Annotated in this window: 15 protein-coding genes; 7 read left to right on the top strand and 8 right to left on the bottom strand. The window is 65.7% G+C overall.

What is annotated here, in order from left to right; all coding sequences use genetic code 11:
• The first annotated feature begins 158 nt into the window (after positions 1-158).
• From fabD to gmk, 7 genes are all read left to right on the top strand, one after another.
• Entirely contained in the window at positions 159-1,112 is a 954-nt protein-coding gene (fabD, locus tag JQ586_RS19175; RefSeq protein WP_212396163.1) for an ACP S-malonyltransferase, read from the top strand.
• Between the two features lie 21 nt (positions 1,113-1,133).
• Complete coding sequence (gene fabG, locus JQ586_RS19170; protein ID WP_212396162.1) at positions 1,134-1,871, top strand: 3-oxoacyl-[acyl-carrier-protein] reductase; 738 nt, start codon at positions 1,134-1,136, stop codon at positions 1,869-1,871.
• A 288-nt stretch (positions 1,872-2,159) separates the two neighbouring features.
• Positions 2,160-2,399 (top strand): acyl carrier protein, encoded by a 240-nt coding sequence (locus JQ586_RS19165; RefSeq protein WP_002716125.1) that lies wholly within the window; start codon positions 2,160-2,162, stop codon positions 2,397-2,399.
• A 97-nt stretch (positions 2,400-2,496) separates the two neighbouring features.
• Positions 2,497-3,762, top strand: a complete 1,266-nt coding sequence (fabF, locus tag JQ586_RS19160) for a beta-ketoacyl-ACP synthase II (protein ID WP_212396161.1) — start codon at positions 2,497-2,499, stop codon at positions 3,760-3,762.
• 128 nt (positions 3,763-3,890) lie between these two features.
• Positions 3,891-5,153, top strand: coding sequence for an endolytic transglycosylase MltG (mltG, locus tag JQ586_RS19155; protein WP_212396160.1), 1,263 nt, complete (start codon positions 3,891-3,893; stop codon positions 5,151-5,153).
• 128 nt (positions 5,154-5,281) lie between these two features.
• Entirely contained in the window at positions 5,282-6,169 is an 888-nt protein-coding gene (locus tag JQ586_RS19150; protein ID WP_212396159.1) for a YicC/YloC family endoribonuclease, read from the top strand.
• Positions 6,170-6,172: 3 nt separating this feature from the next.
• Entirely contained in the window at positions 6,173-6,826 is a 654-nt protein-coding gene (gmk, locus tag JQ586_RS19145; RefSeq protein WP_212396158.1) for a guanylate kinase, read from the top strand.
• 2 nt (positions 6,827-6,828) lie between these two features.
• On the opposite strand, the gene JQ586_RS19140 is transcribed toward gmk, so the two are convergent.
• From JQ586_RS19140 to JQ586_RS19105, 8 genes are all read right to left on the bottom strand, one after another.
• Complete coding sequence (locus JQ586_RS19140) at positions 6,829-8,022, bottom strand: hypothetical protein (protein ID WP_212396157.1); 1,194 nt, start codon at positions 8,020-8,022, stop codon at positions 6,829-6,831.
• Positions 8,023-8,101: 79 nt separating this feature from the next.
• On the bottom strand, positions 8,102-8,602 hold the full coding sequence (locus tag JQ586_RS19135) for a hypothetical protein (RefSeq protein ID WP_212396156.1): 501 nt from the start codon (positions 8,600-8,602) through the stop codon (positions 8,102-8,104).
• Positions 8,603-8,643: 41 nt separating this feature from the next.
• The gene (locus JQ586_RS19130; RefSeq protein ID WP_212396155.1) at positions 8,644-10,005 is read right to left on the bottom strand and encodes a caspase family protein; all 1,362 of its coding nucleotides are present in this window, start codon (positions 10,003-10,005) and stop codon (positions 8,644-8,646) included.
• Positions 10,006-10,084: 79 nt separating this feature from the next.
• The gene (locus tag JQ586_RS19125; RefSeq protein ID WP_212396154.1) at positions 10,085-11,290 is read right to left on the bottom strand and encodes an ABC transporter substrate-binding protein; all 1,206 of its coding nucleotides are present in this window, start codon (positions 11,288-11,290) and stop codon (positions 10,085-10,087) included.
• 46 nt (positions 11,291-11,336) lie between these two features.
• Positions 11,337-12,395 (bottom strand): alcohol dehydrogenase, encoded by a 1,059-nt coding sequence (locus JQ586_RS19120; protein WP_212396153.1) that lies wholly within the window; start codon positions 12,393-12,395, stop codon positions 11,337-11,339.
• A gap of 19 nt (positions 12,396-12,414) precedes the next feature.
• Positions 12,415-13,269 (bottom strand): 16S rRNA (adenine(1518)-N(6)/adenine(1519)-N(6))-dimethyltransferase RsmA, encoded by an 855-nt coding sequence (gene rsmA, locus JQ586_RS19115; RefSeq protein ID WP_212396152.1) that lies wholly within the window; start codon positions 13,267-13,269, stop codon positions 12,415-12,417.
• Entirely contained in the window at positions 13,270-14,271 is a 1,002-nt protein-coding gene (pdxA, locus tag JQ586_RS19110; protein WP_212396151.1) for a 4-hydroxythreonine-4-phosphate dehydrogenase PdxA, read from the bottom strand.
• Positions 14,272-14,288: 17 nt separating this feature from the next.
• Positions 14,289-15,242, bottom strand: coding sequence for a SurA N-terminal domain-containing protein (locus tag JQ586_RS19105; RefSeq protein WP_212396150.1), 954 nt, complete (start codon positions 15,240-15,242; stop codon positions 14,289-14,291).
• Between the last annotated feature and the right edge of the window lie 50 nt (positions 15,243-15,292).

Genomic DNA, 15,292 nt, shown 5'->3' with positions numbered 1-15,292 from the left:
TGGCCATCATCAGTGTCTTACGGCCCGGTCCGGGGCAGGGCTCAAGCCGTTGTCCGGACCCGCCGGGGCGCTTTTCGCGCGACGCGGACAGCAATTTCCCCCGCGACAAACGCCAAGCGTTTGCGCGAAGATCACGCTCAACAAGGTAGGGAGCGCCGATGACGGCAGCATTCACGTTTCCCGGGCAGGGCTCGCAGGCCGTCGGCATGGGCAAGACCCTGGCCGAGGCCTTTCCGGCAGCCAGGGCGGTGTTCGACGAGGTCGATGCTGCGCTCGGCGAGAAGCTGACGGCGACGATCTGGGATGGTCCGGCCGAGACGCTGCAACTGACCGAAAATGCCCAGCCGGCGTTGATGGCGGTGTCGATCGCGACCTTGCGTGTGCTGGAGAGCGAGGCGGGGTTCTCGGTCGGGCGTGACGCCGCCTTCGTGGCCGGCCATTCGCTCGGCGAATATTCGGCGCTGGCGGCGGCCGGCAGCCTGACCGTCAGCGACACCGCGCGGTTGCTGCGCACCCGCGGCCTTGCAATGCAAAAGGCCGTCCCGGTTGGCGCCGGCGCGATGGCCGCGCTGCTCGGCCTCGACTATGAGGCGGCAGTTGCGGTCGCCAGCGAGGCCGCCCAGGGACAGGTCTGCCAGGCCGCCAACGACAATGGCGGCGGGCAGGTCGTTGTTTCGGGCGACAAGGCCGCCGTCGATCGCGCGGTGGAAATCGCCAGGACCAAAGGGGCAAAACGCGCGATGCTGCTTCCGGTGTCCGCCCCCTTCCACTGCAAGCTGATGCAGCCGGCGGCCGATGCGATGGCGCAGGCGCTGGCCGGCGTCACCATCAAGGCGCCGGCGGCGCCGCTGGTCTCCAACGTGCTGGCTGCCGCCATCACCGATCCCGACGAGATTCGCCGTCGCCTGGTCGAGCAGGTCACCGGGACGGTGCGCTGGCGCGAGTCGGTCGCCTATATGGCAGGGCGGGGCGTGACCCGGTTCTTCGAGATCGGCGCCGGCAAGGTGCTGAGCGGACTGGTCAAGCGCATTGCGGACGGCGCGGTCGGCGTGTCGGTCGGCGGCCCCAACGATATTGTTGCGGCCAGGGACGCCTTGAAGGCTTCGGCGTAACCAGCCGAGAGGAGATTTTCGATGTTCGACTTGACTGGCAGGACGGCGCTCGTCACGGGCGCGACCGGAGGCATCGGCGGCGCGATCGCGCAGGCGCTGCACGCGCAGGGCGCGACGGTTGCGATCTCCGGTACGCGGCGCGAGGTGCTGGACGGCTTTGCCGCCAAGCTCGGCGAACGCGTTCACGTGCTGCCTTGCAATCTCTCCAGCAAGGAGGATGTCGAGGCGCTGGTGCCGGCAGCGGAGGCTGCGATGGGGCAGGTCGACATCCTGATCGCCAATGCCGGCATCACCCGTGACAATCTGTTCGTACAGCTGCGCGACGAAGACTGGGACGACGTCATCGCCGTCAACCTGACCGCGACCTTCCGCCTGGCGCGCGCCGCGACCAAGCTGATGATGCGCAAGCGCTTCGGCCGGATCATCGCGATCACCTCGATCGTCGGCGTCACCGGCAATCCAGGGCAGGGCAACTACACCGCGTCGAAGGCCGGCATCATCGGCCTGATCAAGACGCTGGGCGCCGAATATGCCAAGCGCGGCGTGACCGCCAACTGCATCGCGCCGGGCTTCATCAAGACGCCGATGACGGATGCGCTCAACGACAAGCAGCGCGAGACCATCCTGGCGAAGGTTCCTGCGGCGCGGCTCGGAACGCCCGAGGATATCGCTGCGGCTGCGGTCTACCTGGCCTCGAACGAGGCCGCTTACGTCACCGGACAGACGATTCACGTCAATGGCGGAATGGCCATGATTTGAGCTGCTTACTGGCTCTCGCAATGCGGCGAAAGGCCCTTTCCGGGAGCCGGTTCAGGTGTGTAGTCAAGGCTTTGGAAGTATGATAGCTGAACCCCCCACGGATGGGCAAAGAACGCCATTGCAGGATGTTGAAAGCCTGTATATTGGCGGGGCGACGCCTGCCGTTCGCCGGGGCTTAGTCGGCTACGACCGGGCCGAATCAAGACTATGCGCGACTGAGTAATCGAGACGACCACGATGGCTCGTATCGTCTTGGGGTCGGGTCCAATGGAACAACGAGGTTGAACGATGAGTGAGATTGGCGAGCGGGTTAAGAAGATTGTGGTCGAACACCTCGGTGTCGAACCCGAGAAGGTGGTCGACAGCGCGAGCTTCATCGATGACCTCGGCGCCGACAGCCTCGACACGGTCGAGCTCGTGATGGCCTTTGAAGAAGAATTCGGCTGTGAGATTCCGGACGACGCCGCCGAAACGATTCTGACCGTCGGCGACGCCACGAAGTTTCTCGAGAAGAACGCGAAGAGCTGACGCCTTTCGCGCAGGTTGACGAAGCCGGACGGACCGTTGTCGAACGGTCCCCCGGTTTCTTATTATTGGCCGCCCATTCCGGGCCGGAGATATTGACATGAGGCGAGTTGTCGTCACTGGGCTGGGCATGGTTACACCGCTCGGCTGCGGTGTTGAGGCAACTTGGGCGCGCATTCTCGCGGGCGAGAGCGGCGCGAAGAAGATCGATACCTTCGACGTGTCGGATCTGCCGAGCCAGATCGCCTGTCCGGTGCCGCGCGGCGACGGCAGCAACGGTACCTTCAATCCCGATCAGTGGATGGAGCCGAAGGACCAGCGCAAGGTCGACGACTTCATCATCTTCGCGATGTGCGCGGCCAAGCAGGCGCTCGACGATGCCAACTGGCATCCCGAGACCGAAGAGGACAAGTGCGCGACCGGCACGCTGATCGGCTCCGGCATCGGCGGCCTGACCGGCATTGCCGAGACCGCGATCGTTCTGAAGGAGCGCGGGCCGCGCAGGGTTTCGCCATTCTTCATCCCGGGACGCCTGATCAATCTGGCGTCGGGCTATGTCTCGATCGAGCACGGCCTCAAGGGCCCCAACCATTCCGTGGTCACCGCGTGTTCGACCGGCGCGCATGCGGTCGGCGACGGTGCGCGGCTGATCGCGCTCGGTGATGCCGACGTGATGGTGGTGGGCGGCGCCGAATCGCCGATCAGCCGGATCGGCGTTGCCGGTTTCTGCGCGGCGCGCGCGCTGTCGACCGCCTTCAACGAAACGCCGCAAAAGGCCTCGCGCCCCTACGACAAGGATCGCGACGGCTTCGTGATGGGCGAGGGCGCCGGCATCGTGGTGCTGGAAGAGTATGAGCACGCGAAGAAGCGCGGCGCGAAGATCTACGCCGAGGTGACCGGCTACGGCCTCTCGGGCGATGCGTATCATATCACCTCGCCGTCGCCGGACGGCGATGGCGGCTTCCGCAGCATGAGTGCAGCGCTCAAGCGCGCCGGCCTGACGCCGGCCGATATCGACTACGTCAATGCGCACGGCACCTCGACCCTGGTGGGCGACGAGATCGAGCTCGGTGCGGTCGAGCGTCTGCTCGGCAACGCGGCGTCGATGGTCTCGATGTCGTCGACCAAGTCGGCAACCGGACATCTGCTCGGCGCAGCCGGTGCAATCGAGGCGATCTTCGCGATCCTTGCGATTCGCGATAAGGTCGCGCCGCCGACCATCAATCTCGACAATCCGTCGGTCCAAACGGCGATTGATCTCGTGCCGCACACGTCGCGCAAACGCGAGATCAATGTGGCGCTTTCCAATTCGTTCGGTTTCGGAGGCACCAACGCCTCCGTGATCGTGCAGCGTGTGACGAATTAATTGGGTGTTTAGAACTAGTCCACCGTTTTGCCGTATTCCGCGGTGACTCCTAATAGCGGGCGTATGCTATTGGCCGGGCAGGGGTTTGTCCGGCCACGATTGAACCGGTAGGATTTTGGTTTGCATCGATGAGTGAGAGGCCGCCCATTTCGCCGAGGAGTCCGCGTGCCGCGCTGGAGCCGGAACAGGTTCCGCCGCCGCCCAAGCGCTCGGATCGTGCCCGCAATCCCTTCGTGATCGTCGGCAACGCCATCATCACCATCCTGATCATTGCGATGATCGGCGCCGGCACTGCGTATTATTACGGACGACAGACGCTGGAGGCGCCGGGGCCGCTCCAGGAAGACAAGGTCGTCAACATCCCGGCCCGCGCCGGCAAGCGCGACATCGCCGACGTGCTCTCGCGCGAGGGCGTGATCAACGTCAACCCGTGGATCTTCATCGGCAGCGTGTTCGCGCTGAAGGCCAGCTCCGACCTCAAGCCCGGCGAGTATTCGTTCCAGAAGAATGCCAGCCTGCGCGACGTCATCGCCACCATCGTCGAAGGCAAGGTGGTGCAGCATGCCATCACGATTCCGGAGGGCCTGACCTCCGAGCAGATCGTGGCGCGGCTCTCCGACAACGACATCTTCACGGGCTCGGTGCATGAGATCCCGCGCGAGGGAACGCTGCTGCCGGAGACCTACAAGTTCCCGCGCGGCACCACGCGCGACCAGGTGATCCAGCGCATGCAGCAGGCGCAGAAGCGCGTGCTTGCCGAGATCTGGGACCGCCGCAGTCAGGACGTGCCGCTGAAAACGCCGGACCAGCTCGTCACCCTGGCTTCGATTGTCGAGAAAGAGACCGGGCGCGCCGACGAGCGCAGCCGCGTCGCCGCCGTCTTCGTCAATCGCCTGCGGCAGAAGATGAAGCTGCAGTCCGATCCGACCATCATCTACGGTCTGGTCGGCGGCAAGGGCACTCTGGGACGTCCGATCAAGCGCAGCGAGATCAACCAGCCCTCGCCCTACAACACCTATGTGATCGACGGTCTGCCGCCCGGGCCGATCGCCAATCCCGGCCGCGCCTCGCTGGAGGCGACCGCCAATCCCGCGCGCACGCGTGATCTGTTCTTCGTTGCTGACGGGACCGGCGGTCACGCCTTTACCGAGACCTACGACCAGCACGCCAAGAACGTCGCCAAGCTGCGCACGATGGAAAAGCAGATCCAGAACGATACCGTCGAGCCCGCGGATGATCCGCCGCCGCCGGCCGCGGCCCCGGCGCCCGCTGCCGCCGACACCAATCCGACCGCGGCGACGCCGCCGAAGCCGGCCAATCAGAAGAAGCCTCCGCGCGGCCGCCAGGGTGCGGCCCAGCAGACCGCGACGCCGCCGGTAGTGCAGCGCTAACCGCGGCTCTGCCCTGACGTGGATGTAATTCCACTTTCACGGAATCCGCTCTAAGGTCGCGAAGGCTCCGAGCGAGTCCCGCAGGTTCCAGGCGAGCCTCATACCTTTTTGTTGGAGAGTTCAACGCGATGGCGCTATCGAGCATGACCGGCTTTGCCCGAAGCCATGGCGCGAGCGGCCCCTATACGTTCGAGTGGGAGCTCAAATCCGTCAACGCCAAGGGTTTCGACCTCCGGCTGCGGCTGCCGCCCGGATGGGACGAGCTCGAGGCCCCCGCCAAGAAGCGCGCCGGCGAGGTGCTGTCGCGCGGTACGGTCTACGCCAATCTCAGCGTCAAACGGACCGATGCGGCGCAGACGGTCCGCATCAACGAGGACGTGCTGGAAGCCGTGGTGAAGGTCGCAGGCGAGCTCGCACAGCGGATCGACGCTGTTGCGCCGAGCATCGACGGCCTGCTCGGAATCAAGGGCGTGATCGAGGTGGTCGAGCCCGAGAGCGACGAGGAAGAGGACAAGGCGGCGCGGGCTGCTGCGGCCAGGGCTTTCGAGCAGGCGCTCGACAGCCTCGTCGAGATGCGCCGCCGCGAGGGTGCGGCGCTCGGGCAGATCCTGATGCAGCGGATGGACGAGATCGAACGCCTCGCCGGGCGCGCGGAAGTCGCGCCCGGCCGCAAGCCCGAGGCGATCAAGGCACGCCTCGCCGAGCAGATCGCGGCGCTGCTGGAAACGTCTGATCGCTTCGATGCCGACCGGCTCAGCCAGGAGGCGATCCTGATCGCCACCAAGGCCGATATCCGCGAGGAGCTCGACCGCATCGCTTCGCATGTCGCGCAGGCGCGCGACATGATCGGCAAGGGCGGCCCGGTCGGACGGCGGCTCGACTTCCTCGCGCAGGAATTCAACCGTGAGGTCAACACCTGCTGCTCGAAGTCGAACGATGTCGAGCTGACCAATACCGGGCTCGAGATGAAGAACGTGGTGGAGCAGTTCCGCGAGCAGGTCCAGAATCTGGAGTGAGCGATGACGGCGCAGGGCTACGATGGCGTTGAGCGTCGCGGATTGATGTTCGTCCTGTCCTCGCCCTCGGGCGCCGGCAAGACCACACTATCGCGCATGCTGATCGACCGCATGCCGGGATTGAAGATGTCGGTGTCGGCCACCACACGTCCGATGCGGCCGGGTGAGGTCGAGGGCCGCGACTATTTCTTCGTCGACCAGGCGACATTCGAGGCGATGGCCAGGCAGGGCGATTTGCTGGAATGGGCCACCGTATTCGACAATCGTTACGGCACGCCGCGGGCCGCGGTCGAGACCGCGCTGTCGGCCGGCCAGGACGTGCTGTTCGATATTGACTGGCAAGGCACCCAGCAACTGCGCGAGAAGGCGCGCGCCGACGTCGTCAGCGTCTTCATCCTGCCGCCATCTGCAGCGGATCTCGAGAAACGGTTGCACACCCGCGCGCAGGACTCCGAGGAGGTCATCCGCGGGCGGATGAACCGCGCCACCCACGAGCTGAGCCATTGGGCGGAGTACGACTATATCGTCATCAACCAGAACGTCGACGACGCCTTCGCCGAGGTGCAGTCGATCCTCAAGGCCGAACGGCTCAAGCGCGAGCGGCGCACAGGCCTGACCGAATTCGTGCGCGGCCTGCAGCGCCAGCTCGAGAAGTAGCCTCAGCTCGCAGCGCTGCGTGCCAGTCGCTGCAGCATCTCGGCGATCTGCCGGCTGTCCTCCTCGGATTTTTCGAAATCACGCACGCCCTCGCGGCGCGGCATCGGCGGTTCGGCGCGGCGTGGCGGCATCTCGGACAGCCTAGAGCCGTTGCCGTTCAGGCGGAATTCGAACGCCAATCCAGGTTTTGGTTTTGACGCGTTTTCTTCCCGCGAACCGGCATCAACTCTGCCCGGAAAAGCTCTGGTCGGGCGTTCGCGCTTCGGGGCGACTGGCGGCGCGCGCTCCCGGCTGAGCGAATCCCACGGCGCGTGCCACTCGTTGTCGATCTCGTAGGCCTTCGTGCGCGTACGGGTCAGCCGCACGACGAGGGCACTGACCAGACCCGCCAGTGCCAGTGCGCCGATCATGACGATCAGCAGCATCTGCGTGGACGAGGACGGCCTGTCTGTGGAGGCTTGCGCCGCGGCGGCCGGCGCCGGCGCCGGCGCCGGTGCGTCCGTCTGCGTCGCATCGGCTTGCGTGGCCGCAGGCGCCGGTGTTGGGGTAGCGAGGCGCGTGCCGTTCGACGCGCCCATGCTCGAGGCGTCGAACCAGCGTGCCGTCACTGACGAGGACGGCGCATTTGGATCCGCCGGCGCGTTCGCGTCGGCTGCCGGATTGCCTGCCTGGCTGGCATCGGGAGCCGCCGCCGGTGCGGCGGCTGCAGGCGGCGACACCACCTCGGCATGCGCATCGGCGACCGATTTGCGCATCGCCGGCTGGAGTTGGGGCTGTGGCTGGGATTGCGTCTGCTGTGGCTGTGGCTGGGGCTGCGCCTGTGGCGACGTGTCGTCGGCAGCGGTCGCATCGGGCGCGGGCGCCGCCGGTTGCTGCGCGGCTGCGGCTTTGGCCGCCTTGTTCTTCGCCTCACCAAGATACCAGCACTTCTTTTGGGTCGCGCGGTCGAGATGGAAATACCAATGGCTTCCTGCCGGTGCGCTTCCCTTCGGTGCGGGCTGGCAATTGTCTGCCGTTTTCTCTGCTGTCCCGGCGGCGGTCTGCGCCGCGGCGAGATTGGCAGCCCCCAACATGCCGGCGGCAAGTGCCGCGGCAAATATTGCTGAACGATTTGACATACGCGTCCCCGGTATTTCTTTGTGCAAACGCTGGCAGGTCCCAATGTCGGTAAAGAGTTGGGTCGCAATGCGCCGCAAATCCGGAGCGGGTAGGGCTTAATTGCGGCCCTCGGCGTCCCGCAATTGCGGCGCGCCGGGGGCAACGATCGCGCGGCCGCTATTGCTTGGTGGCGGACCAGGTTCCGCCGCAGCCGTCGGAACGGCGGAACGTTCCCGAGCCGCTGCGGCCGGACAGGTGACCCGAACCGATCGAGGTAAAGCCTTTGCCTCGGAAAACGGACCGCGCCGCGCCGTTGGGGCTGACGGATCCGGTGAGGCTTTCGCCGATAATCCTGCCGCTCGTGATCACGACCGCGCCGGTGGCGGTGCCGCCGCAGCCGATGGAGACGACCGCCCACGCGCCGTCGAAATTACCGGTGCCGCCACCGCCGCCGCTCCTGCGCGCGGCGTGGCTCGGCTCTTCCGTATCCGGCTTGCTGTGCCGGGACGGACGGCTGGAGTCGACCGCGCGCGGTGCCTCGCGCGAGCCGGACAGCGATTTCTCATCGTTGCCGATGCTGCCGCCGCTGCTGCCGGACTGCGCGAGCACCGACGTCGCGCCGAGGACGGAAAGGAGCAGGGCGGAAAACAGGGCAGGCCGCAGCGTGGATTGAGACATGTCTTGCATACTCTGCTTTTCGAATGCCACCGTCGGTAAGCTCAGTGTCCGACGCCGTTCGCGCAGACGGCATCGATAATGCGGCAGGATTTCCCGGCCTTGCCGCATTCGTCAAGCGCCGCCGCCCTGGCGCGATCGAGCGTGTCGCGCTCGATCAGCGACCACGACTTGCTCGATATGGCGAACGCGCCGCAATGCGAGCCGTAGAAGGATAGCTCGAAGGTGCATTTGGCGCCGCCGCATTTGTCGCGCGCATCGTCGACCGCGGCGCGTCGTGACGCGTGCTTCCAGGAGATGCCCCATTTGTCGATATCGGGACCGTAAACGATCGAGCCCCATGGGCTGAGATCCTCCATCTTGCGCAGCCGCGTCAGCACGCCCTCGGTTGCTTCACCGGTCGGCGTCATCGCGACCTTCTCCTGGAATTTGCTGATCGCGGCACGCATGCCGTTCCTGCTGTCGATCGGCTCGGGATCGAAATTGTGCTCGTAGAGCCGTTCGCTCAGTTCGCGGAGCAGGGCCACATCCTTGATCGGGACGCGGTCGGGGTCCGGCCGCAGCGTGCCCGGCAGTTGCGCCTCCGGCTGCGCCGCGACCGCGACCTGCGGCGCGGCCGGAGCGGCGGGCGGAACGAAATAGAAGGTGCCGTCGATCGGCGAGGAGGACACCCAGGGCTGCTGCGCGCCTCCGGTCTCGCGCTTCACCGCGAGCCCGACCTGGTTGAAGGTCTGGAAGATGTCGAGGCCTGCCTGCCTGATCGTGGACGCCAGCGCCTTGGTGTAGGGACTGTGACCGTCGGTGCCGTCGAGTGCGACGTTGCCGGGCTGTGTTGCGTAGGAGATCAGCGTTCCGTCCGGGGCACGCATCTGGGCAAGACCTCCGTCTGCGGCGCGCAATCCACGTCCGCCAAACGGGTTGTTCCGGCATGCATCGAGGATCACCATGTTGAGCCGCGTGCCGGAGCCCTGCATCTGCTTCAGCACCAGATTGACATCCAGCATCTGGAAATCGACGTCGGCTTCCCGCGTGGCGTTGGCGCCGACCGGCACCAGATAGTTCGAGCCTGATACCTGGACGCCGTGGCCAGCGTAATAGAACAGCGCGACGTCGGCGCCCTGGACCTGCCGGCCGAAGCTCTGGACTGCGATATCCATGGCCGGCTTGTCGAGATCGATCTGGGCACGGCCCCCGACCAGTGTGAAGCCGAGGCTCGCGAGCGTTTCAGCCATCAGGGCGGCATCGTTGCGGGGATTGTCGAGCCGGGTGACGTTCTGGTAGGCGGAATTGCCGATCACGAGCGCGACACGCTTCTCGGTCGCCGCCTCGGCGGCACCTGCGAACGCGTGGAGCAGCGCGAGCAACGCTGCCACCGCCAGGCCTCTGCCGTAAGCAGTTCCGTGCATCCCCCGCACCTCATGCCTCGACGGCAGGTTAGCAGCGAAGCAGGCAGGAAAAAAGCCGCGGCGGCTTTCCGAGTGCGGGTCAATCGCTCTCGATGACGTCGCTGAACAGCACGTAGCGCTGGCCGTTGAAGCGGACCAGCCGCATCTGCTTGATCGGCCGCAGGTCGGTCGGCGAGGTCCGCAGCCGGATGCCGGGCAGCAGCAACGGCAGTTCCATGTCGAGATGCGAGGCCTGTTTCATGACGTTCTCGCGCGTCAGGTCATCGCCGCATTGCTTGAGGATCTGCACCACGGCGTAGCCGATATTGTAGCCGTAGGGCGCGTAGTAGTCGCTCTTGTCGACGTGGGGGTTGTACTTGTCCATCCAGACGTTCCAGGCCTGCATCGCCGGATCGTCCTTCCATTGCGGATCGGCCGGGTCCTTCTGGTAGGCCGCCGAGATCACGCCCTTGGCCGCCTCGAAGCCGGCAGGGCGGATCGCGCCCGCGATAGACGAGCCGACGCTGGAAAGCAGTTCCTGCGGATGCCAGTCGATATCGTAGGCCTTGCGGATGGCTTGCGCCGCGAATTTCGGTACGGCGGCGATGAACAGCACGTTGGCGCCGGAGGCCTTCAGCGACACGATCTGCGAGTCCACGGTGGGATCGCTGGTGTTGTAGGCCTGCTGCGACACGATCATCTTTGCCGCCTTGTCGCCAAGCCCGCGCTTGAAGCCGATGATGTAGTCGCGGCCGAGATCATCGTTCTGCGCGAGGATGCCGATCTTCGCGTCCGGTTGCGTCGACAGGATGTATCTCGCGTAGATTTCGCCTTCCGACGCGTAATGCGGCGTCCAGCTCATCGTCCACGGAAAGTGCTCGGGATCGTTGAAGATGGTCGCGCCCGATCCCACGAACAGATGCGGCACCTGCTTCTGGTTGATGTATTTGACCACGGCCATGTTGGGCGCGGTGCCGACCGGGTTGACGAGGAACAGCACCTCGTCGCTCTCGATCAGGCGACGGATCTGCTCGACGGTCTTGGGCGGGCTGTAGGCGTCGTCGAGGCTGATGAAGTTGATCTTGCGGCCGTTGACGCCGCCATGATCGTTGATCATCGCGAAATAGGCGGTGATCGATATGGCGCCGGCCGAATAGGCCGATGCCGGGCCGCTGTAGGGCGTGGTCGTCCCGATCTTGATCTCGCTCGCGGTGGCGCCCGGACCGTAATGCTGCGCGGCGGCCGGCGTCGTGGCAAGGGCGAACGCGAGCGCCGCCCAAGCCGGGATCGTCGAACGTTTCCTCATTCACGTCCTCCCCATTTGTTCGGGTGAGGCCGGCGAGACGCTTCTGCTAGTTCTTCAGAACAACGCGTCCCACGACTTTGCCGGCCCGCAACTCCTCGATCCATTTCTGGACGTCGGCCATCGGCTCTTCCTTCATCGGCGTCGGCTTGATCTTGCCGGCGCGCGCGAGCGCCATCAGCTCCTGGCCCTCGGCGAGCGTGCCCACCATGAAGCCTTCGATGGTCATGCGCTTGTAGACCCATTGCACCATCGGCAGCGTGAACTGGCCGCCCATCAGGCCCGACACCACGATCTTGCCGCCGCGCGCCACCGTCGACACGGCGAACGCCATCGACTTCTCGTTGCCGGCGAAATCGACGGCGCCATCGAAGCCGCCGTCGCTTTCCTTCAGCATGCGCTTGGCCACGTCGGGCTCCGCCGGATCGTAGGCGACCGCAGCGCCGTTCTTCAGCGCAGTCTCGCGCGCAGCGGGGCTGAGATCGGCAACCGCGATTGGCTGCTTGAACATGGCCTGCGCGAACGACAGGCCCATCATGCCGACGCCGCCGAGGCCGATCAGCAGGAGATTGCGCTGGCGCGGACGATCGACCAGCCGCTTCAGCGCGCCGTAGGCGGTGACGCCGGAGCACATCAGGGTCGCCGCCTGGTTCACCGGCAGCGGATCATAGTCGAGCAGGTATTTCGCGTCGGGCACCAGCACGTGGGTGGCAAAACCGCCGTCGATGGAAACGCCGAGGAAGCGCTGCTTGACGCACAAATTCTCGTCGCCGGCGAGACAGTCGCGGCACTGGCCGCAGCCGATCCAGGGGAATACCGCCTTCTTCGTTCCGATCAGCTGGTTCGGCACGTCGGGACCAACCTCGTCGACGACGCCGGCGATCTCATGGCCGAGCGTGAAGGGCAGGGTCATGCCGCGGGTGGTGTCGAGCTTTTTGCCGCCGCCGAGATCGGCATAACCGTCCTGGATGTGGAGATCGGAGTGGCACAGGCCGCAACGCTCGATGCGGACAAGGACCTCGCGGCCCACCGGCTTCGGCGTGTCGATGATGGTTTCGCACAGCGGTGCATCGAACTTGACGAGGGATTGGCGAACCATACGCGCCATTACGTTCTCTCCTGATGTTCTATTTTGTGGACCGTATATCGGCCAATTCCCTCGCCATGGCAACAAAGCCCGAGACCGGAACGGTTTCGGCGCGCCGCGTGGCGTCGATGCCGGCAGCGGCGGCGAGCCGCGCGGGATCGACGGAGAGCGATTTCAGGCTCTGCCGCAGCATCTTGCGGCGCTGGCCGAAAGCTGCGGCCGCGACCTGCTCGAGCAAGCGGCGATCGCACGGTTCGGGCGCAGCTCGCGGTATCAATCGTACCACCGAGGATGTCACCTGCGGTTGCGGCACGAATGCTGCCGGCGAAATGTCGAACAGGATCCTGGTCTCGGCGCGCCAGTTGGCCAGCACCCCGAGCCGGCCATAGGCTTCCTCGTTCTCATGGGCGACGATGCGCTCGGCGACCTCGCGCTGGAACATCAGTACCATCATGTCGTACCAGGGCGGCCACGGCTCGATCGACAGCCAGTCGACCAGAAGTTGGGTCGCGATGTTGTAGGGCAGGTTGGCGACGATCTTCGCCTTGCCCCCCTCGAGCATCGGGCGCGGATCGAATTGCTGTGCGTCGCCGTGCACGATCTCGATGCGGCCCGGATAGCGCTTGACGATGTAGTCGAGCGCCGCCAGCGCGCGCTCGTCGCGCTCGATCGCGATGACACGCCTGGCGCCGAGCGCCAGCAGGGCGCGCGTCAATCCGCCGGGGCCGGGGCCGACCTCGATCACGGTGGCGTCTTCGAGCGGACCGGCGGCGCGGGCGATCCGGGCCGTGAGATTGAGGTCGAGCAGGAAATTCTGGCCGAGCGATTTGCGCGCCGACAGCGAGTGTTCGCGAATGACCTCGCGCAGCGGCGGCAGGTCGTCGATCGTGCTCATCTACCGCTGCGCCGCGGCCATCCGCGCGGCGAGCCGCAGCGCGGCGATCAGGCTCGAGGGATTGGCCTTGCCGGTGCCTGCGATGTCGAACGCGGTGCCGTGATCGGGCGAGGTCCGGATGAACGGCAGCCCCAGCGTGACGTTCACCGCGTCCTCGAACGCGACGGTCTTGATCGGGATCAGCGCCTGATCGTGATACATGCAGACCGCGCAGTCATAGGTTTTGCGCGCAGCCGCATGAAACATCGTGTCGGCCGGCAGCGGCCCTTTGGCCAGGATGCCCTCGCGGCGCAGGATCTCGACCGCCGGTGCAACGACCTCGATATCCTCCATGCCGAGCGTACCATCCTCGCCGGCATGCGGGTTGAGACCCGAGATCGCAAGTCGCGGAGCGGCGAGGCCAAGCCGCGACTTCATGTCCGCGACCACGATGCGCGCGGTCGAGACGATCAGGTCGGTCGACAGTTGCGCCAGCGCCTCGCGAACCGACAGATGGATCGTCACCGGGACCACGGCAAGCGTCGGCGACCACAACATCATGACCGGCTGCGGCGCCCGCCCGCCCGTGGCGGCGAGTTCGGCGAGGAATTCGGTGTGGCCGGGATGACGGAAGCCGGCGCGATAGAGCACGCTCTTGGCGATCGGATTGGTAACGACGGCGCCGGCCTTGCCGGACATGACGTCGGTGACCGCCTGACGGATCGAGGCCATCGCGGCGTCGGCACTGGTGTCGTCGGGGGCACCGGGCCGCGCCGTTGCCGGACGGCCGGCGGCAACGACCGGCAGGGCACGCGGAAACGCCGCGGCCGCTTCCTCGGCGGTGACGTCGGCGAGCTCGATCGTGATCCCGAGCGCCTTGGCGCGGTCAGCCAGGGCTCCGCGATCGCCAAGCAGATAGAAGGGCGGAAGGTCGAGTTCGCGGCGCCGCAGCCATGCGGCAAGCGTGATGTCGGGGCCGATGCCGGCGGGCTCGCCGGAGGTCAGCGCAAGGGGGTTTGCCATGCGTCAACGATAGTCGATCAACGCGCGGCTGGGTATTCGATCATCGCGGCCCTGCGGACTTCCGCCAGATACGCCTTCGATTTCGCCTCGTATTTCTGGGCGTACATCTTGTCGCGAATCTCGCGCTTCTTGGGGGTGTCGATGGTGGTGGCCTTGCGGTCGCACAGCGCAACCATTTCGATGCCCTGCTTGGTGACCTCGGGGGCGGTCAAATGACCGATCGGGGTCTTGTCCAGAATATCGCGCAGGGCCTGGGGCAGGTCGGCCGACGTCTTCACCACGATTTCGCGGATCGCCGCGTTGCGCATTGATTTGAAAAAGGAGTTGGCCTCCTCGCAGCTCGTCACGCGTTCGCGCAGGCTGTCCGCCTCCTTGCGCCGTTCCTCGAAAGCGGACTGCGGCGCGCCCTTCGGCACGATCAGCACGATCGGCTGCATCCGGTACTCGAACGCGTCGGCTTCGGTCGCTTCGCCGGCCTGTTGCGCCGCGGCATTGACGTCCTTTTCGCCGACCTGCAGGCTCTCCTTGAAGCGTCCGCGTACCAGGGCCGCCCAGACCATGTCGGCCCTGATTCGCTGCCTCAGCGTATCGGGCCGGATGCCCTTGCCCTCCAGCACCTTGGTGAGCTGATCGTTGTTCAGCCGCATGCGCTGCGCCATCCCGCCATAGGCCTGGTCGATGTCGCTCGTGCCGGGATCGACGCCGTATTTCTTGGCTTCCTTGATCTTCAGCTTCTCGTCGATCAGATCGTTGAGAACGGACTGCCGATTGATCTCCTTGGAGCCGGACAGGGCATTGAGCTTGCTGCGCTGCTCGATGTCGAAATTGGTGATGGGCTCGCCATTGACCATCGCGGCGATGGTCTGGGCGCTCGCCGGCGCGCCACCTCCAAACAGCAGTGCGAAGGCCAGCAAGGCAGCCAAGGGCAGGAAGTAACGGCGAATTGCCAGGCGAACTGTCGTGGTGATCATGTCAGCGGTCTAAACCCGTTCGAACTGGACCTGCCGCATGCGCAGGTCCA

This window comes from Bradyrhizobium jicamae (assembly GCF_018130215.1).
Classification (GTDB): domain Bacteria; phylum Pseudomonadota; class Alphaproteobacteria; order Rhizobiales; family Xanthobacteraceae; genus Bradyrhizobium; species Bradyrhizobium jicamae_A.
This window is presented reverse-complemented; position numbering and strand designations above follow the sequence as displayed.

What these genes read in the sequence shown, in the direction of transcription:
- fabD (WP_212396163.1), top strand. Translation starts at nt 159, where the DNA reads ATGACGGCAGCATTCACGTTTCCCGGGCAGGGCTCGCAGGCCGTCGGC.
- JQ586_RS19105 (WP_212396150.1), bottom strand. Translation starts at nt 15,242, where the DNA reads ATGATCACCACGACAGTTCGCCTGGCAATTCGCCGTTACTTCCTGCCC.
- JQ586_RS19150 (WP_212396159.1), top strand. Translation starts at nt 5,282, where the DNA reads ATGGCGCTATCGAGCATGACCGGCTTTGCCCGAAGCCATGGCGCGAGC.
- pdxA (WP_212396151.1), bottom strand. Translation starts at nt 14,271, where the DNA reads ATGGCAAACCCCCTTGCGCTGACCTCCGGCGAGCCCGCCGGCATCGGC.
- fabG (WP_212396162.1), top strand. Translation starts at nt 1,134, where the DNA reads ATGTTCGACTTGACTGGCAGGACGGCGCTCGTCACGGGCGCGACCGGA.
- JQ586_RS19125 (WP_212396154.1), bottom strand. Translation starts at nt 11,290, where the DNA reads ATGAGGAAACGTTCGACGATCCCGGCTTGGGCGGCGCTCGCGTTCGCC.
- JQ586_RS19120 (WP_212396153.1), bottom strand. Translation starts at nt 12,395, where the DNA reads ATGGCGCGTATGGTTCGCCAATCCCTCGTCAAGTTCGATGCACCGCTG.
- rsmA (WP_212396152.1), bottom strand. Translation starts at nt 13,269, where the DNA reads ATGAGCACGATCGACGACCTGCCGCCGCTGCGCGAGGTCATTCGCGAA.
- JQ586_RS19130 (WP_212396155.1), bottom strand. Translation starts at nt 10,005, where the DNA reads ATGCACGGAACTGCTTACGGCAGAGGCCTGGCGGTGGCAGCGTTGCTC.
- JQ586_RS19165 (WP_002716125.1), top strand. Translation starts at nt 2,160, where the DNA reads ATGAGTGAGATTGGCGAGCGGGTTAAGAAGATTGTGGTCGAACACCTC.
- fabF (WP_212396161.1), top strand. Translation starts at nt 2,497, where the DNA reads ATGAGGCGAGTTGTCGTCACTGGGCTGGGCATGGTTACACCGCTCGGC.
- mltG (WP_212396160.1), top strand. Translation starts at nt 3,891, where the DNA reads ATGAGTGAGAGGCCGCCCATTTCGCCGAGGAGTCCGCGTGCCGCGCTG.
- gmk (WP_212396158.1), top strand. Translation starts at nt 6,173, where the DNA reads ATGACGGCGCAGGGCTACGATGGCGTTGAGCGTCGCGGATTGATGTTC.
- JQ586_RS19135 (WP_212396156.1), bottom strand. Translation starts at nt 8,602, where the DNA reads ATGTCTCAATCCACGCTGCGGCCTGCCCTGTTTTCCGCCCTGCTCCTT.